Raw genomic sequence first — 14506 nt, 5'->3', positions numbered from 1 at the left:
TTGACTGGCAAAGGAGATTTCCGATGGCCAGGTCGTGCGCTTCGATCAAGACCGCGCTTCTGATCCTCGCACTCGCGGCGATGCCGGCCGCGTCATTCGCGCAAACGGCGGGCGGGTCTGCCGGATCGAGCGGAGCCTCGATGGGGTCGACGGGAGGCTCGGTGGGATCGACCGGAGGTATCGCCAATTCGCCGGCACCGCCGCCTGGCACCAACAGCCTGGGGACGGCGCAATCTTCCGGGCCGGGCTCTGGAGTCACGACCGGCAGCGGCGCAGGTGGTGGCGGGGTTGATGCCGCCGTCAACGCCGAGAACCGCCAGCTCGACAGGAAATTGAAGAGCATCTGCCGCGGCTGCTGACGCTCGCGCGGAAGTGAGACAGTGTGGCTGTCACGAATGATCGGCTGACGTTAGCTTGGTCCTGCGTTGAAGCGTGGAGCGTGTCCACGCACAGGAATCGAGTGATGTTACGCAGGATGATGAAAGCGGCGCTGGCCGTTGCAGTGATCGGCTTGTCAGCGCCGCAGGCGGCCGAGGCGCGAGGATTCGGACACGGTGGCTGGGGTCATGGTGGCGGTTGGGGCCATCGCGGCCACTGGCATGGCGGCGGCTTCTGGCCTGGCGTGGCGATCGGAGCAGGCGTCGCCGGTGCCGGCCTGTACAGCGGCTATTACGGATATGGCTACGGCTATCCCTATTACGCCGTCCCCGACGACTATGGCCCCGCCTACAACGATGGCTATGGCGGCTGCTATGTCGCGCGGAAGCGTGTCATGACGCCATCGGGATGGCGCTACCGCCGGGTCGACGTCTGCGAGTGAGGCGGAATAGCTGTTAAAAAACAAGGCCGTTGACGCAGTATACCGTCAACGACCTTGCCAGCCCCGGATATTGAAATCGGCTCACGCCATCCGGTATTGCGAGCATCGCGCGGAATCACACCGGCGAATGTGATCCAGTTCACAACTGGCTAAAATAAAGTTCCCGCCTTGTGATCGGCTCAGCCGCGCGAGCGCTTGCGCGCGCTGGCCTGGACGCGGTGCCGTGCCGGTTTCCTGCGGGTGACCGATGGTGTCTCGACCTCGGTCGCCCGTGCACTGGCAAAGGACTGCCGCAGGCCGTCGATGGACTCGTTCAAGGCTGTGACCTGCTCGGACAGACGCTTGGTGTCGGCCTGTTGCGCCGCCATCAGCCGCTTCATCGTCTGGAGCTGGTCCTGCACCACTTGAAGCTGGTCGATCGATTCCTGCTGGGTCGCTTCCAGCCCCTTGGTCTTCTCGACCAGCTGCTCGGAGGCCTGGGCGGTGCGGGCCTGAAGTTGCCGCGAGGCCACCACCCGGTCGGACTCGGGGGCGGCGCCGGAATAGGCTCGCCAGATCGCGATCGAGGTCACGCCGGCGATCAGCAGGAGAAGGGCGGCGGCGGTCAGCGCGATCGGCTGGGCGCCGAGGCGAAGGAGGGGGTTGGACGGCGTGTCCTGGGCGAGATCGATCATCGCTGACAAAACCCAAATTGAAACTTGGTGAGTGGCGAAGACCGGCAACCCAGAGGGGTCACCGGGGCGTCCCGAAAGCCTTACGTTTCGGCAAGGAATGGGACCAAAAGGAGGCTGAGCGCAAAAAAACCAGTGTTCAGCGAGCCTTGCCGGCCCCGAATGGTAAGGATCAAGGCTGAAATTGAGAAAACGGCCCGGAATAGCTCTTCGTGCGCGGGGCCGCATAGGGGCCGAGGCGGGACGTCGTCAGTCCCAGCCGCACCAGTGATTCCGCCAGCGTCACCGCGGCGGCGACGCCGTCAACCACGGGCAGGCCGTGCGCGGCGGCGAGCTCGCCCGCGAGATCGGCCATGCCGGCGCAGCCGAGCACGATGGCCTCTGCCCGGTCGTCACGGATCGCGGCGGTGATCTCCGCCGAGATCTTGCCGAGCGCCTCAGCGTTGCGCGCCTCGAGCGCCAGCACCGGGACCTCGGCGGCACGGACGCGGGCGCAGCGTTCGGCCAGGCCGTACTTCCGCAGATTGTGCTCGATCGGCACGATGGAGACGCCGAGCGTGGTCACCACGGCAAAGCGCGCGGCGATCAGGCTCGCGAGGTGGAAGCCGGCCTCGCCGATACCGATCACCGGTGCCTTGGCGGCGGCACGCGCGGCATCCAAGCCGGTGTCGTCGAAGCAGGCGATGATGTGCGCGTCCGCGCCGTCGCGATCGGCCTCGCGGATGCAGCCGAGCATGCCCGGTACCGCAAAAGCTTCGTCGTAAAACCCCTCGATCGAGACCGGGCCCATCGCCGGCTGACGCGCATCGATCACGGTGTCGGCGAGGGCAACGCTGCGCGCGGCAGCGGCGATCTTCGCCGTCATCGACGCCGTTGTGTTGGGATTCACGACGTGAAGCCGCATCAGAACAGACGAGTCCCTTCTCAGACGAGTCCCTTGCCGGCGTCCGAGCCCTTGGCCGCCTGCCGCTTGTTGAGCATGTGGATGGTGCCGAGCGCAAGCGTGATGACCGTGAACGAGACCGCCGAGATCACGGTGCCGAGCGCGTAGATGTCGGGGTTGGTCACGGTGGTGGTGAGGCCCTGCAGATCGAGCGGCAACGTGTTCACCGCGCCGATCGCCTGGCTGGAGCGCGCGAGCTCGTCCCAGGACAGCGTGAAGCCGAACAGGCCGATGCCGATCACCGAGGGCAGGATGATCGGCAGCACGACATGCCGAAACGTCTGCCACGGTGTCGCGCCGAGATCGCGCGCGGCTTCTTCCAGCCGCGGATCGAAGCGGTTGAAGATCGCGAACATGATGAGCAGCCCGAACGGCAGCGTCCAGGTCAGGTGCGCGCCGAGCCCGGATGTGAGCAGGCCCATCGAGGTCTCGAAATTCTCGTTCCAATGCGCCTTGATCAGGTCGTCGATGATGCGGAACTCGAGCGAGATGCCGAGCGAGGTGATGATCGAGGGCACGATGAGGCTGGCGATCGCCGAGTAGAACAGGATGCTCTGTGCCTTGAACTTGCGGCGGAACGCCATGCCGGCGGCGACCGACAGCACGACGGTGACGATCATCACGATGATGCCGAGCAGCAGCGAGCGGCGGAAGGCGGCGCCGAGATCGACGATGCCGGTGCCCTGGAACAGCTTTGCGATCCAGAACGTCGACACGCCGTTCATCGGGAAGGTGAGGCCGCCCTGCGGCCCCTGGAACGACAGCACGTAGATCGCGATCATCGGCCCGTAGAGAAACAGCACATAGGCCGCGAAGAAGATCGCGAGCACGTAGAACGAGCGCGGACGTCCTTCCTTCATGCTCTAGAGCTCCTTCTTGATGTCGACGATGCGCGACATCATGGTGATGATCAGGAAGGTGATCGCGAGCAGGATCACGGCGTTGGCCGCGGCGGCGGGGAACTGCAGCGCGTTGACCCGGGTCTCGATGATCTTGCCGGCGGCGGCGATCTGCTGGCCGCCCATCACGCCGATGGTGATGAAGTCGCCCATCACGATGGTGATGACGAAGATCGAGCCGATCACGATGCCGGGCTTGGCGAGCGGAATGACGACGTTGACGAGGGTCTGGAAGCCGGTCGCGCCGGCGTCATAGGCGGCCTCGATCAGCGACTTGTCGATGCGCACCATCGAGTTGAAGATCGGCACCACCATGAAGAAGGTGAAGAGGTGCACCAGCGCCAGCACCACCGAGAATTCGGAGAACAGCAGCCATTCCAGCGGATGATTGATCAAGCCGGTCTTGACCAGACCGGAATTGACGAGGCCGTTGCGGCCGAGCAGGGGGATCCAGGCGATCATGCGGATCACGTTGGAGGTCCAGAACGGGATCGTGCAGAGCAGCGACAAGCCCATCTGCCAGGTCTTGGACTTGACGTGGAAGGCGAGGAAGTAGGCGACGCAGAAGCCGACGAAGAGAGTGATGGCCCAGACCATGAAGCAGAGCTTCAGCGTCATCAGATAGGTCTTGCCGATGGTGCAGAGGTCCGGAAGCTGCGCGATGCAGCCCTCGAACGTGTCGGTGTAGCCGCGGCCGGAGAAAGCCGGCAGCAGCTGGTATTCGTTGTAGTCCCAGAACGAGACGATGACGACGAAGACGAGCGGAATGAGGAAGAAGGCGAGAAACACCAGCATCATCGGCCCGGCCTGGAGCCAGGAGATGAAGGACGGCGACAGGCGCGTCGGCTTTGCGGCGCGCGCTGTGCCCGACCCCGGGATCAAGCCCGGGGTAGCCTGTTGCAGGACTTCTTCCGACATGTCCGTTACGCCGCGATGAACTCGTTCCACTTGCGGACCATGTAGTCGTTCTCGTCCATCACGGCGTTCCAGCACGCGACGCCGCCCATGCGGTCCTCGTAGGAGCCGCCGTCACGCACCGCGCCGGCCTTTTCCAGCAGCGAGCCGTCGGGCGCCTTGATGTCCTTCTCGGCCGGCTTGCCCTCCATCCAGTACGCCCATTCGTAGGGTTCCATGTGCGCCTTCGCGGTGGAGAGCACGGCGGAGTAATAGCCCTGGCGGTTGAGATAGGCGCCGGCAAAGCCGGACAGGAACCAGTTCACGAATTCATAGGCCCATTCGAGCTTTTGACCCGAGACGCCCTTGGAGACGCAGAAGCCGGACGCCCAGGAACGGTAGCCTTCCTTGAGCGGCTGGAAGGTGCAGGGGATGCCCATCGAACGGACCTTCGTCACCGCCGGCGACCACATCGACTGGATCACGGTCTCGCCCGAGGCCATCAGGTTGACGCTCTCGTTGAAATCCTTCCAGAAGGCGCGGAACTGGCCGGCCTTCTTGGCCTCGGTCATCACCTTCATGGTGAGATCGATCTCTTCCTTGGTCATGTTGCCCTTGTCGGCATATTTGTACTTGCCGGAGGCTTCCACGACCATCGCGGCATCCATGATGCCGATCGAGGGAATGTTGAGGATCGAGGCCTTGCCCTTGAACTCGGGGTTGAGCAGCTCGGCCCAGGTGCTGATCGGACGCTTGATCAGGTCGGGGCGGATGCCGAGCGTGTCGGCGTTGTAGACGGTCGGGATCAGCGTGACGAATTCGGTCGCCGACGTCGCGAACTTCTTGGAATCCTTGCCTTCGAGATAGAGCACCTTCCAGGGCGCGGTGCCCTGGCCGCCGATCTTCTTGCCGCCGGGCGTCTCGCCCTTGGTGAAGACGGGCGTGATGTTGTCGAACTCCTTGATCTTCTTGGCGTCGAGCGCGAGGATGTTGCCCGACGGCACCAGCTTCTTCAGCGAGAAATATTCGGTGTCCAGCACGTCGAAGGAGTTCGGCTGGGTCATCACGCGCTTGGTGACGTCGTCGGTGGTCGCGGTGATGTATTCGATCTTGATGCCGGTGTCCTTCAGGCACTGCTTGGAGATGTCGTCGCCCTCGTTCACCGCCGTGCCGAGATAACGCAGCACCTTCGCATCGGCCGACTTCACGTAGGGAAAGCCGGTGATCGCGCCGGAGCCGGCGGCGAGGCCGGCGAGACCGGCGGTGCCCTTCAATAGCGTGCGGCGGCTGACGCCGGTCTTCCTGGTCGTCTCGGTCATTTCGCTCACTCCTCTGTGTTGCGCATTTCCGTGGTGAAGGGTGCTATTGCAGGCGTTGCGCCTTGGCGGGATCCCAGGTCGCCAGGACGCGATCGCCCGGACGGAACGGATGCACGTCGAAGGTGGCCTCGGGAACGTGAGAGAACAGGGCGGTGCCGTCGTCGAGCGTGAGCGAGACGGCGATGTAGGAGCCCTGGTACTCGGTCTGGGTCAGCAGCGCCGGCGCGCCGAAGGCGCCGTCGGCGAACGGCGCGATGCCGAGCTGATCGGCGCGGACGGCGATGAGATTGCCGGCGTCGCTGAGCACGTTGTGGCCGCCGATGAAGCGGGCCACGAATTCGGTGCGGGGATGATGGAAGATGTCGCGCGCCGTGCCCTGCTGCTCGATCTTGCCGTGGTTCATCACCACGATGTGGTCGGCGAGCGCCATCGCCTCTTCCTGGCCGTGGGTGACCTGGATGAAGCTGATGCCGAGCTCGCGCTGCAGCCGCTTCAATTCGCCGCGCATCTTGACGCGCAGGAACGGGTCGAGCGCCGAGAGCGGCTCGTCGAGCAAGAGGATCTGCGGCTCGGTGATCAGCGCGCGGGCGAGCGCGACGCGCTGCTGCTGGCCGCCGGAGAGCTGCGCGGGAAGACGGCCTGCATATTGGCTCATCGCCACCAGCTCGAGCAATTCGCCGGCGCGCTTGTGCCGCGTCGGCTTGTCGATGCCGCGCATCTTTAAGGCGAACGCGACGTTGTCGATCACGGAGAGGTGCGGAAACAGCGCATAGGACTGGAACATCATCGCGGTGCCGCGCTCGGCCGGCGGCAGGTCGGTGACGTTCTGCGGGCCGAGGAGGATGTCGCCTTCGCTCACAGCCTCGTGGCCTGCGATCATGCGCAGCGTCGAGGTCTTGCCGCAGCCGGAGGGGCCGAGCAGGCAGCAATAGGTGCCGGCCGGGATCTTCAGGTTGACGTTATCGACCGCCAGCGTGGCGTCGTAGCGCTTGGTGACGGCGACCAGTTCGAGAGCGGCGGGAATGGCCATGGCGTATCCGAGGAGGGGCGATGCGTCCCGCCTCTCTCCGCAAGGTCCGTGCCAACAGCCAACGACAGTGCGAATTTCCAAAACTGTGCAACGGAGTCAGATCGTTAGATCGATTCCGGGCCAATTTGTCCGCCCGCCGCCTGTGCAGTCACCTGCACACAAAACGGGCGAAGATTGTATAAAGTTTCGCCTGTGATTGGATACAGCTCGTCGACTAACATTGCAGGCCGAACGTTCGTCGATCGAGCCCTCACAATCATGGCCGCCAAGACCCGCCAGAAACCCGATGCGCCCGATGCGAGCGATCGCGTCAGCCGCATCCGGGAGGGTGTGACCGCCGCGATCCTCGAGCATCGCCTGCTGCCCGGCACGAAGCTCGGCGAGGACGAGATCGGCGACATCTACGGCGCGAGCCGGACGCTGGTGCGCACCGCGCTGCAGCAGCTCGCGCATGAGGGCATCGTCAGCATCGAGAAGAATCGCGGCGCCTTCGTCGCGCGCCCGACCCCGGCCGACGCCCGCGAGGTGTTCGAGGCGCGCCGGCTGATCGAGCCCAGCATCGTCGATCACGCCATCGAGGCGGTCTCGCCGGCCTGGCTCGATCGCCTTGGCCAGCATCTTGACGAGGAGCGTGAAGCGGAATTGCGCGGCGATGCGCGCGCCTCCGTCCGTCTCTCCGGCGAGTTTCATCGCCTCGTCGCCGAGATGAGCGGCCACAGCATCTATGTCGGCTTCCTGAAGGAGCTGATCGCGCGCTCCTCGCTCATCATCCTGCTCTACCGCCGCCACGACACGCCGGCGTGCGGCACCGATCATCACGCTGAGATCGTCGCCGCGATCCGCAAGCGCGACAAGGCGCGCGCGGGCGCCTTGATGCTGTCGCACCTGAACGAGATCGAGGCAGAGCTGTTCCTGAAGGATCCCGCCGCCGACGAACTGCGGCTGGCAGACGTGCTGGGGGCCTGAGGGCTGCTTGCGTCGGTATGGGACCGGCGAGCCGGGAGCTATTGTGGCTCCAAGCCGAGGTTCTTGATCGACTCCAGCCAGACCGGCCCTTCTTTTTCGTAGAGGGCGATCGAGGATGCGCGATCCATTGCCGGCGAGTCGACGCCGAAGGCGTCGAGCAGCTTCTGGACACGCTCTGTCTTGCCGCCTTCGACCATGAGCTTGGCGAGCAGTTCGATCCGGTCAGGCGGTGTTGCAGCGGGCGCCACCAGGGTCGTGAAGCTCGTGAGCTGGAACACCTTGCCGGTGACCCCCTGCTCGGTGAACGTCTTGGTGTCCGGCAGTTTCTTCATGCGAACCAGTGACGGAACGGCGATCGCGCGGCCGACGCCGGTATCGAGGACTGGAAGCGCAGCCTGATAGCTGCCGGTCGCCGCCTGGATGACGCCGGCCGCCAGGTCCTGCCACATTGGCGCTTCGCCGCGGTAGTGCACGATGGAGATGTCGAGGCCATATTGGCGGTTGAGCTCGGCGATCGCGATGTGTGCGAACGAACCGATCCCATACGAGCCTGCCGTGACCTTGTTGCGGCGTGCATAGGCGACGAAATCTTCGATGGACTTTGCACCGGTGGCGGAATGGACGACCAGCGGAAGATGACCCGATGGCGTCACCGAGACGATCGTGAAATCCTTGTCCGGATCATAGGCCAGCGATTTCAGCAGCAGCCGGTTTCCAAGCAACGTGGATGAGATCGTGTACATCAGCGTGTGGCCGTCCGCCGGCGACTCCTTGACCGATTGCGCTGCCAGCGCGCCACTCGCTCCCGTCTTGTTTTCGACGATGACGGGCTGCCCGAGCTTCTGGGAGATGTAATCGCCATAGGCGCGGGCGAATGCATCGGTGATGCCGCCGGCGGGCGTCGAAACGACGATCTTGATGGCTCTGGTGGGCCAGGCTTCGGCTGCAGACCCTTCAGCGGTCGCTATCACAAGGCATGTAATTGCAGCCCCCAATATTCCGACGAATGTCCTCACTTGCCCCTCCCGTTTCGCTCTGCGTCTTGGGCGCCCTGCGGTCGCCGGGCAGAGATGTCACACGAGCGGAGGCAAATAGAAACAACATTTTACTGTGTGAAATGGCGGTCTCCAGACGACGATGACGGGCCTGCCGCAGCAAGGTTGGCGGCGAGCGCCTGGCCAGTGCGAGACGGCGCCGGAGATCTTCCTTGGGACGGAATAATGGCATGGCAGCTCTTTGTGGGGACCGTGCTGCTCGTCCATGAAGCAATCGCCGGATCAGTCAAACATATCCCGGCTGCCCGCCGAGCAAGTCGCGCTCCGACCCCAAGCGCGACAAGCCGCGCGCGGGCACCGCATTGGCTCCTCAGCGGCCGAGTTCGCTCTCGGCGGCAAGCTGCCCCTCTGGCGTGATCTCGTATTCGCCGTCCTGTTTTGTCATCCATCCCGACCTGACCATCTCTCGTGCGAGCTGCACTGAGCAGATCGGATGATTGCCTCCTGGGTAATACAGCCTGTCGTTTCGGACGAGCAAGTGGCCGTACAACTGGGCCTGACGCAATGCCCTTCGCATTCCGGGTGATGGATCTTTCATGCCGGTTCAAGCCTGAGCACGGTGAAGGTTCCTAATGAATGCGGCTATCTCATTGGCGTGTCGTTCGGCCGCGCACGTAGGAACCGTCATTCCGCTGCATCGTTTGTTGTTTCGAGGAGCAGCGCCATGAACGTACGGGATGAGCACACGCAGTCCCTCTGGATGGACGTATCTGTCGCCGAGGCTCCGGTGCTGTCGCGTACGGTCGGCGTGGACGTTGCCGTGGTCGGCTCCGGAATAGCCGGACTTTCGGTCGCATATGAACTTGCCCGCCATGGACGTTCGGTCGCAGTCATCGATCGTGGCCGCATCGGCAGCGGGATGACGGCGCGCACCACGGCGCATCTGGCGACCGCGCTCGATGACGGTTACGATGCGTTCGTGCGAGTCCGCGGCCCTGACTGTGCGCGGCGTTACTATCAGAGCGTTGCTGCCGCGATCGACCGCGTCGAGGCCATCCAGGGCGCCGAGCACATCGATTGCGGTTTCAAACGCGTCGATGGCTATTGGGTACAGGCACCCGAAACGTCCGCATCCGAACTGGATAGTGAATTGGACCGCTGTCGCAAGCTGCAGATTCCAGTCGAGAATCGCCTTGAGCCGACACCATTCCATGACAGGGGTCAGACGCGTTCTCTGCGCTTTCCGCGCCAGGCGCGCCTGCATCCGACTAAATATCTCGCCGGTCTGGCGAGCGCACTGCAGCGCCGGGGCGCCCAGCTCTACGCCGACACCTGCGTCGAGAGCATCCAGCAACGCCAGGGCAGCATGGTCGTGAGCACCGCCTCAGGCTACGAGGTTCATGCCGCCGACGTGGTGGTGGCGACCAACTCGCCCGTCAACGTGCAGGTGGCGATCCACACCAAGCAGGCGCCTTACCGCACTTATGCGCTCGCCGCGAAGATTGCGGCCGGCGCCGTGGAGGATGCGCTCTATTGGGATACGCTCGATCCTTATCATTATGTCCGCCTCCAACCATTGTCTGCCGACGAGGACATCGTGATCATCGGCGGCGAAGATCACAAGTCGGGTGAGGCAAATGATGGCGCTCAGCGCCTTGACGCGCTTGAGCGCTGGGCGCGCGAGCGATTGCCGGATTTGCGCGAGGTCACTCATCGGTGGTCGGGTCAGGTGCTGGAACCGGTCGATTTCGCCGGCTTCATCGGCCGCAGCCCCGACGAGGAGCATGTATTCATTGTCAGCGGCGATTCCGGGCAGGGGATCACGAACGGACTCGTGGCGGGCATGCTGATCGCGGATCTCGTCACCAGCGGCGCCAGTCCCTGGGAGGACGTCTACGCTCCGTCACGAAAGATTCAGAGGAATATCGGCGAGTTCATCAGCGAGAACATCACTCCTATCAAGAACTTCGCGGAGTATCTCACCGCAAGTGAAATCGCGAGCGCTGAACATCTGCGGCCCGGCGAGGGGCGTCTCTTCCGAAGTGGCCTGAAGAAGATCGCGGCGTGCCGGGACCGAAGCGGACATTTGCATTTGCATTCGGCGAGCTGCACCCATTTGGGCTGCGTCGTGCACTGGAACTCACTCGAACAGTGCTGGGATTGCCCATGTCACGGATCGCAGTTTGCACCCGATGGCACCGCGCTCAACGGCCCGGCAGTTTCCCCACTCGGCGAGGCTGAAAAGCCGGCCAATCTTGAAGCGGCAGAATGACCGGCATCCCTCGGCGTGTTGTGGTCAGGATTAAGGGGGCTTGCGCCGACGGCTGCAGCTTTTACCTGGCGAGCTGCATGTGAATCATGATGCGCGCCGATCTGATGTGACTAGTCCTCGCAGGCTGTACAGGCTATATCCTGTCGCCTGTCATTGAACTGTCATGTTACCGCAAATGCTAAAGTCAGACGCTGCGCCGGCTCGCAAGACTCCGAGCGCGCCGGAAACCAGTCCTGCTCTTGGGAACACCAAGAGAACGCAGCTCCGCACCGGCTTCCTGGGGCAACGAGAGGAAGTCAGCGTGGAACCCGCGACGGCCGAGGAGCGCACTCCCATTGAGCAGACGCCATCGCAGGATGTGACGCCCGCGCCGAACCCAACGCAGCCCGCTCATCCCGCCGGTGAAATCGAGCTCAAGCTTCTCGTCGATGCCGATCGCATGGCGGATTTCCGCGCAGCGCCCGTCATCGCGGCGAACGCGCGCAACAAGGGCGCGCGCAAACGCCTCAAATCCGTCTACTACGACACGCCCGAGCGGGCGCTACGACGCGCCGGCCTGAGCTTGCGCGTCCGCCAGAGCGGCACGCGTTTCGTGCAGACCGTGAAGACCGAGGTTGCGGACGATCCGTTGCGCCGCGGCGAATGGGAAGCAAGTGTGCCGTCGCTTGCGCCCGATTTCGCTTTGGCGATGCCGTTCATTCCGGACAAGCTCCGCGGCCATCTCGACGCGCAACCGCTCGAAGCGGTGTTCTCGGCCGATGTGCATCGGCACACGCGCATCGTCGACCTGCCGTCCGGCACGGTCGAGGTCGCCTTCGACCAGGGCGAGCTGAGCGCAGGCGGCAGGTCAATGCCGGTGAGCGAGATCGAGCTGGAGCTGAAGAGCGGCAGCCCGAGCGCGATCTACGAGATCGCGCTGCGCCTTGCGGAGCACGGAACGGTGAAGCCGTCCATCCGCAGCAAGTCCGCACGCGGCTTCGACCTTGCCGGGGACCTGCCGCCGTCGGCGCGCCGGCCGCGCAAGCTTCGCCTCGATCCTTCCGTGACGCTCGACGAGGCCTTCGCGACCATCCTGCGCGCCTGCTTCCTGCACCTGCTGCAATCGCTGCCGGCGGCCGAGGACGGCCGCAATCCGGAAGGCGTGCATCAGCTGCGTGTCTCGTTGCGCCGGCTGCGGTCTGCGCTCGACCTGATGCGATCGGTCGGCGCGCTCAGCCACGTCGATGCGCTGCGCTCGGAAGCCACATGGCTGGCGCAAGGCTTGTCCGCGGCGCGAGACTGGGACGTGTTCCAGCTCGCCACCTTGCCGGCGATCGCAAAAGCCTGTCCTTCGGTCGCGGGCTTCGATGCGCTTGGGCAGGTCGCGGCTCAGCGTCAGGCGCAAGCCTATCGCAGGGCTCGCAATGCGCTCGATGATCGCCGCTGTGCCGTCTTCCTGATCGGCCTCGGCGGCTGGATCGAGACGCGCGGCTGGCGCAACGGCGTCGCGCCGGAAGATCTCGGCCGGCTTGCCGAGCCCGCCGTCAATTTCGCGCAGCGCGTCCTGTCTGAGCAGTATGCCAAGGTGCTCAAGCGCGGCCGCCGCTTCAAGTCGCTGACGATCGACGAGCTGCACCGCCTGCGGCTCGCCACCAAGCGGCTGCGCTATCTCAGCGAGTTCCTGCTGCCGCTGTACGAGGATCGCAAGTCCGCCCGAAAATTCGCGCGCCGGCTCGCCGGCTTGCAGGAGGAGCTCGGCGTCTTCAACGACATGGCGGTGACGGCCTCGTTGCTCGACGGGCTCGGTTCCGAAGATCGCGACAGCGCCATTGCGGCGGCCGCGATCGCCGGCTGGCAGGCGCGGGCATCGATCGGCGTGCAGCAGGGCTTGCAGGATAGTTGGCGGGATTTCACCGCCGCGCGCGTGCCCTGGTCGCGCCAGGGCCAGCAGAGCTGATCGCGTCGCCTCAAAAAGTTGCGGCCAGCCATTGGGGGATGGCTGGCCGCGCGCGAACCGGTCTGGGACGATGTGACCGGGTCGCGTAACCTGTTGTCGTTCCTACTGATCTTTGGCGCTGGCGGTGGAGACCGCCGGCTTGGTATCGCCCAGCGACACCCAGACGTTGGGATCGCCCTGCGACTGGCGCTTGACGAAGCGGTAGCCGGTCTCCGTCCAGGCGAGGACATTCTCGTTCTGATTGTCGAGAATGAACTCGCCCTTGTCGGTCTTCACCGTCAGCACCGCGTGGCCTTCGCCCTTCTTGTCGCGCACCACGGTGATGAGCAGGGCCTGGCGCGGCCAGCCGGCATCCATCAGCATCTTGCGCTTCAACAGCACGTAGTCTTCACAGTCGCCGTAACCGTCTGATGGCAGCGACCACTTCTCGATCACGCCCCAGTGCTCCTGGTCGGTCAGAGGCTTGACGGTCTCGTTGACCCAGCGATTGACCTTGATGAGGTCGCGCCATGCCGCCTGCGACATCACGATGTCGCGCGGCTGCAGCGGCGCGCCCTGGCACTGAGCAGCATTGTCCGCGCAGAACTCGACCCAGCCGATCGGCGCACGCGTGGTGTCGCCGAGGCTCGCGTAGAGCAGACGGCCTTCGCCGGCCTGCGCTGCCGCGCTGATCCCGAAGAGCATGGCGACCAGCGCCAGTCCCTTCCCCTGTCCCCTGAAGTCAAACATTGCGGCCCCCGTTTCTTGTTGGGACCACATTTCGCACGGAGCTTTTGAGTTGCCGCTAAGTCGACCAAGTCAAGTCGAGACGAATACAAGTAAAACGAGCGGCGAATTCGATCTATACTTGAATAGAACTTGCGTAAAATTCGATATGACTGAAATTGATTCAAATTTTATCTGTTAACGCGGAAGCGCTGGGCGAAGCGCTGTTTGCGCTCATCTGCAGCCCCTCCGTTAACCGCTGTCCGCTCGCCGCGGGACGTGAAAAAGGCGGCGTCCGCATCGCGGAAGCCGCCTTCGAGCCTGGAAATATCAGGGTTTTCGCGTCCCGGGGCTTTACCGCGCGGTAACGCTCTCTTCGAGTGTCTCCACCGGCTGCTCGTGCATGAACTCGAGCGCGAAGCCGTCTTCGAGGTTTCGGACCACGCGGCCCTGGACCCGGCCGAGCAGAACGGTCGACTTCAGCGGCGGCCGGTTCTCCGCGGCGATGGCCGCGCCCGACAGCGAGAGGTCGATGATGCGGCAGGTCATCTTGGTGCCGTCCTCGAGTGTCAGCACCGCGATCGGGTTGCGCGGCACGATACGGTCGTGGCGGCGGTCCTCCGGCAGATTGAGGATGTCGCGGTTGGCGAGCCAGGTGAGCTGGGCGGCGAGCTTGTCCCGCTTTCTGGGCGTCGCCCCGATCGTCATGGCGAAGCCGTTGTCGATGATCCGGGTGATTTTGCCCTCGACGCGGCCGATATGGTCGAGATAAGCCACCACGCGGTCGCCGACATTGCCGATGCCGGGGGCGAGCAAGGCGAGGCCGCCCGGCGACATGTTGATCACCTGGCAGGGGAATTCCCGGCGGTCCGGCAGCATGTAGCGGCCGAGCAGGTGCACCTTCACCCGCTGGAAGCGCCTGCGCTCCTCGGCGGCCGGAAGAAATTTTTTGTTCGCTAACGCCATTTCCAACACCCGACCCCCCGCCCGGGCGGAGTCCGGGACGACCCTAAGGTGCATAGGGTTAATGCCGCGTTATGATCGGGCGCGCCGGTT

At 64.2% G+C, this 14506-nt stretch carries 14 protein-coding genes; 5 read left to right on the top strand and 9 right to left on the bottom strand.

Translation table 11 applies throughout. From position 1 onward, the window contains the following. Positions 1 to 23: 23 nt before the first annotated feature. Positions 24 to 359: a hypothetical protein gene (locus tag DCG74_RS28790; RefSeq protein WP_172783081.1), complete on the top strand. Its 336-nt coding sequence runs from the start codon at positions 24 to 26 to the stop codon at positions 357 to 359. A 104-nt stretch (positions 360 to 463) separates the two neighbouring features. Next, on the top strand, positions 464 to 820 hold the full coding sequence (locus DCG74_RS28785; RefSeq protein WP_172783082.1) for a hypothetical protein: 357 nt from the start codon (positions 464 to 466) through the stop codon (positions 818 to 820). 179 nt (positions 821 to 999) lie between these two features. On the opposite strand, the gene DCG74_RS28780 is transcribed toward DCG74_RS28785, so the two are convergent. The 6 genes from DCG74_RS28780 to DCG74_RS28755 form a co-directional block, all read right to left on the bottom strand. After that, positions 1000 to 1494, bottom strand: a complete 495-nt coding sequence (locus DCG74_RS28780; RefSeq protein WP_172783083.1) for a hypothetical protein — start codon at positions 1492 to 1494, stop codon at positions 1000 to 1002. A gap of 169 nt (positions 1495 to 1663) precedes the next feature. Next, complete coding sequence (locus tag DCG74_RS28775; protein ID WP_172783084.1) at positions 1664 to 2395, bottom strand: aspartate/glutamate racemase family protein; 732 nt, start codon at positions 2393 to 2395, stop codon at positions 1664 to 1666. 20 nt (positions 2396 to 2415) lie between these two features. Beyond that, complete coding sequence (locus tag DCG74_RS28770; RefSeq protein WP_157333548.1) at positions 2416 to 3294, bottom strand: ABC transporter permease; 879 nt, start codon at positions 3292 to 3294, stop codon at positions 2416 to 2418. 3 nt (positions 3295 to 3297) lie between these two features. Next, positions 3298 to 4251 (bottom strand): ABC transporter permease, encoded by a 954-nt coding sequence (locus DCG74_RS28765; RefSeq protein ID WP_172783085.1) that lies wholly within the window; start codon positions 4249 to 4251, stop codon positions 3298 to 3300. A gap of 5 nt (positions 4252 to 4256) precedes the next feature. Then, a complete protein-coding gene (locus DCG74_RS28760; RefSeq protein WP_172783086.1) occupies positions 4257 to 5546 on the bottom strand; it encodes a PotD/PotF family extracellular solute-binding protein in 1290 nt (429 codons plus the stop codon). 43 nt (positions 5547 to 5589) lie between these two features. After that, entirely contained in the window at positions 5590 to 6576 is a 987-nt protein-coding gene (locus DCG74_RS28755; RefSeq protein ID WP_172783087.1) for an ABC transporter ATP-binding protein, read from the bottom strand. Between the two features lie 258 nt (positions 6577 to 6834). On the opposite strand from DCG74_RS28755, the gene DCG74_RS28750 reads away from it, so the two are divergent. Next, positions 6835 to 7542, top strand: a complete 708-nt coding sequence (locus DCG74_RS28750; RefSeq protein WP_172783088.1) for a GntR family transcriptional regulator — start codon at positions 6835 to 6837, stop codon at positions 7540 to 7542. Between the two features lie 38 nt (positions 7543 to 7580). On the opposite strand, the gene DCG74_RS28745 is transcribed toward DCG74_RS28750, so the two are convergent. Beyond that, positions 7581 to 8558: a tripartite tricarboxylate transporter substrate binding protein gene (locus DCG74_RS28745; protein WP_257187444.1), complete on the bottom strand. Its 978-nt coding sequence runs from the start codon at positions 8556 to 8558 to the stop codon at positions 7581 to 7583. Between the two features lie 703 nt (positions 8559 to 9261). On the opposite strand from DCG74_RS28745, the gene DCG74_RS28740 reads away from it, so the two are divergent. Continuing rightward, positions 9262 to 10809: an FAD-dependent oxidoreductase gene (locus tag DCG74_RS28740; protein WP_172783089.1), complete on the top strand. Its 1548-nt coding sequence runs from the start codon at positions 9262 to 9264 to the stop codon at positions 10807 to 10809. A gap of 175 nt (positions 10810 to 10984) precedes the next feature. Next, entirely contained in the window at positions 10985 to 12745 is a 1761-nt protein-coding gene (locus DCG74_RS28735) for a CYTH and CHAD domain-containing protein (protein ID WP_172783090.1), read from the top strand. A 102-nt stretch (positions 12746 to 12847) separates the two neighbouring features. Here the strand turns inward: DCG74_RS28735 and DCG74_RS28730 are convergent, their stop codons facing one another. Further along, a complete protein-coding gene (locus tag DCG74_RS28730; RefSeq protein ID WP_172783091.1) occupies positions 12848 to 13474 on the bottom strand; it encodes a transglutaminase-like cysteine peptidase in 627 nt (208 codons plus the stop codon). Positions 13475 to 13804: 330 nt separating this feature from the next. After that, positions 13805 to 14416 (bottom strand): PilZ domain-containing protein, encoded by a 612-nt coding sequence (locus DCG74_RS28725; protein WP_025037137.1) that lies wholly within the window; start codon positions 14414 to 14416, stop codon positions 13805 to 13807. Positions 14417 to 14506: the final 90 nt, after the last annotated feature.

This window comes from Bradyrhizobium sp. WBAH42 (genome assembly GCF_024585265.1).
In the GTDB taxonomy this organism is placed as follows: domain Bacteria; phylum Pseudomonadota; class Alphaproteobacteria; order Rhizobiales; family Xanthobacteraceae; genus Bradyrhizobium.
Note: the sequence above shows the minus strand (reverse complement) of the source record. Positions and strands in the feature narration are given on the sequence as shown.

Coding starts and splice junctions, on each gene's coding strand:
- DCG74_RS28790 (WP_172783081.1), top strand. CDS start 24: ATGGCCAGGTCGTGCGCTTCGATCAAGACCGCGCTTCTGATCCTCGCA.
- DCG74_RS28785 (WP_172783082.1), top strand. CDS start 464: ATGTTACGCAGGATGATGAAAGCGGCGCTGGCCGTTGCAGTGATCGGC.
- DCG74_RS28780 (WP_172783083.1), bottom strand. CDS start 1,494: ATGATCGATCTCGCCCAGGACACGCCGTCCAACCCCCTCCTTCGCCTC.
- DCG74_RS28775 (WP_172783084.1), bottom strand. CDS start 2,395: ATGCGGCTTCACGTCGTGAATCCCAACACAACGGCGTCGATGACGGCG.
- DCG74_RS28770 (WP_157333548.1), bottom strand. CDS start 3,294: ATGAAGGAAGGACGTCCGCGCTCGTTCTACGTGCTCGCGATCTTCTTC.
- DCG74_RS28765 (WP_172783085.1), bottom strand. CDS start 4,251: ATGTCGGAAGAAGTCCTGCAACAGGCTACCCCGGGCTTGATCCCGGGG.
- DCG74_RS28760 (WP_172783086.1), bottom strand. CDS start 5,546: ATGACCGAGACGACCAGGAAGACCGGCGTCAGCCGCCGCACGCTATTG.
- DCG74_RS28755 (WP_172783087.1), bottom strand. CDS start 6,576: ATGGCCATTCCCGCCGCTCTCGAACTGGTCGCCGTCACCAAGCGCTAC.
- DCG74_RS28750 (WP_172783088.1), top strand. CDS start 6,835: ATGGCCGCCAAGACCCGCCAGAAACCCGATGCGCCCGATGCGAGCGAT.
- DCG74_RS28740 (WP_172783089.1), top strand. CDS start 9,262: ATGAACGTACGGGATGAGCACACGCAGTCCCTCTGGATGGACGTATCT.
- DCG74_RS28735 (WP_172783090.1), top strand. CDS start 10,985: ATGCTAAAGTCAGACGCTGCGCCGGCTCGCAAGACTCCGAGCGCGCCG.
- DCG74_RS28730 (WP_172783091.1), bottom strand. CDS start 13,474: ATGTTTGACTTCAGGGGACAGGGGAAGGGACTGGCGCTGGTCGCCATG.
- DCG74_RS28725 (WP_025037137.1), bottom strand. CDS start 14,416: ATGGCGTTAGCGAACAAAAAATTTCTTCCGGCCGCCGAGGAGCGCAGG.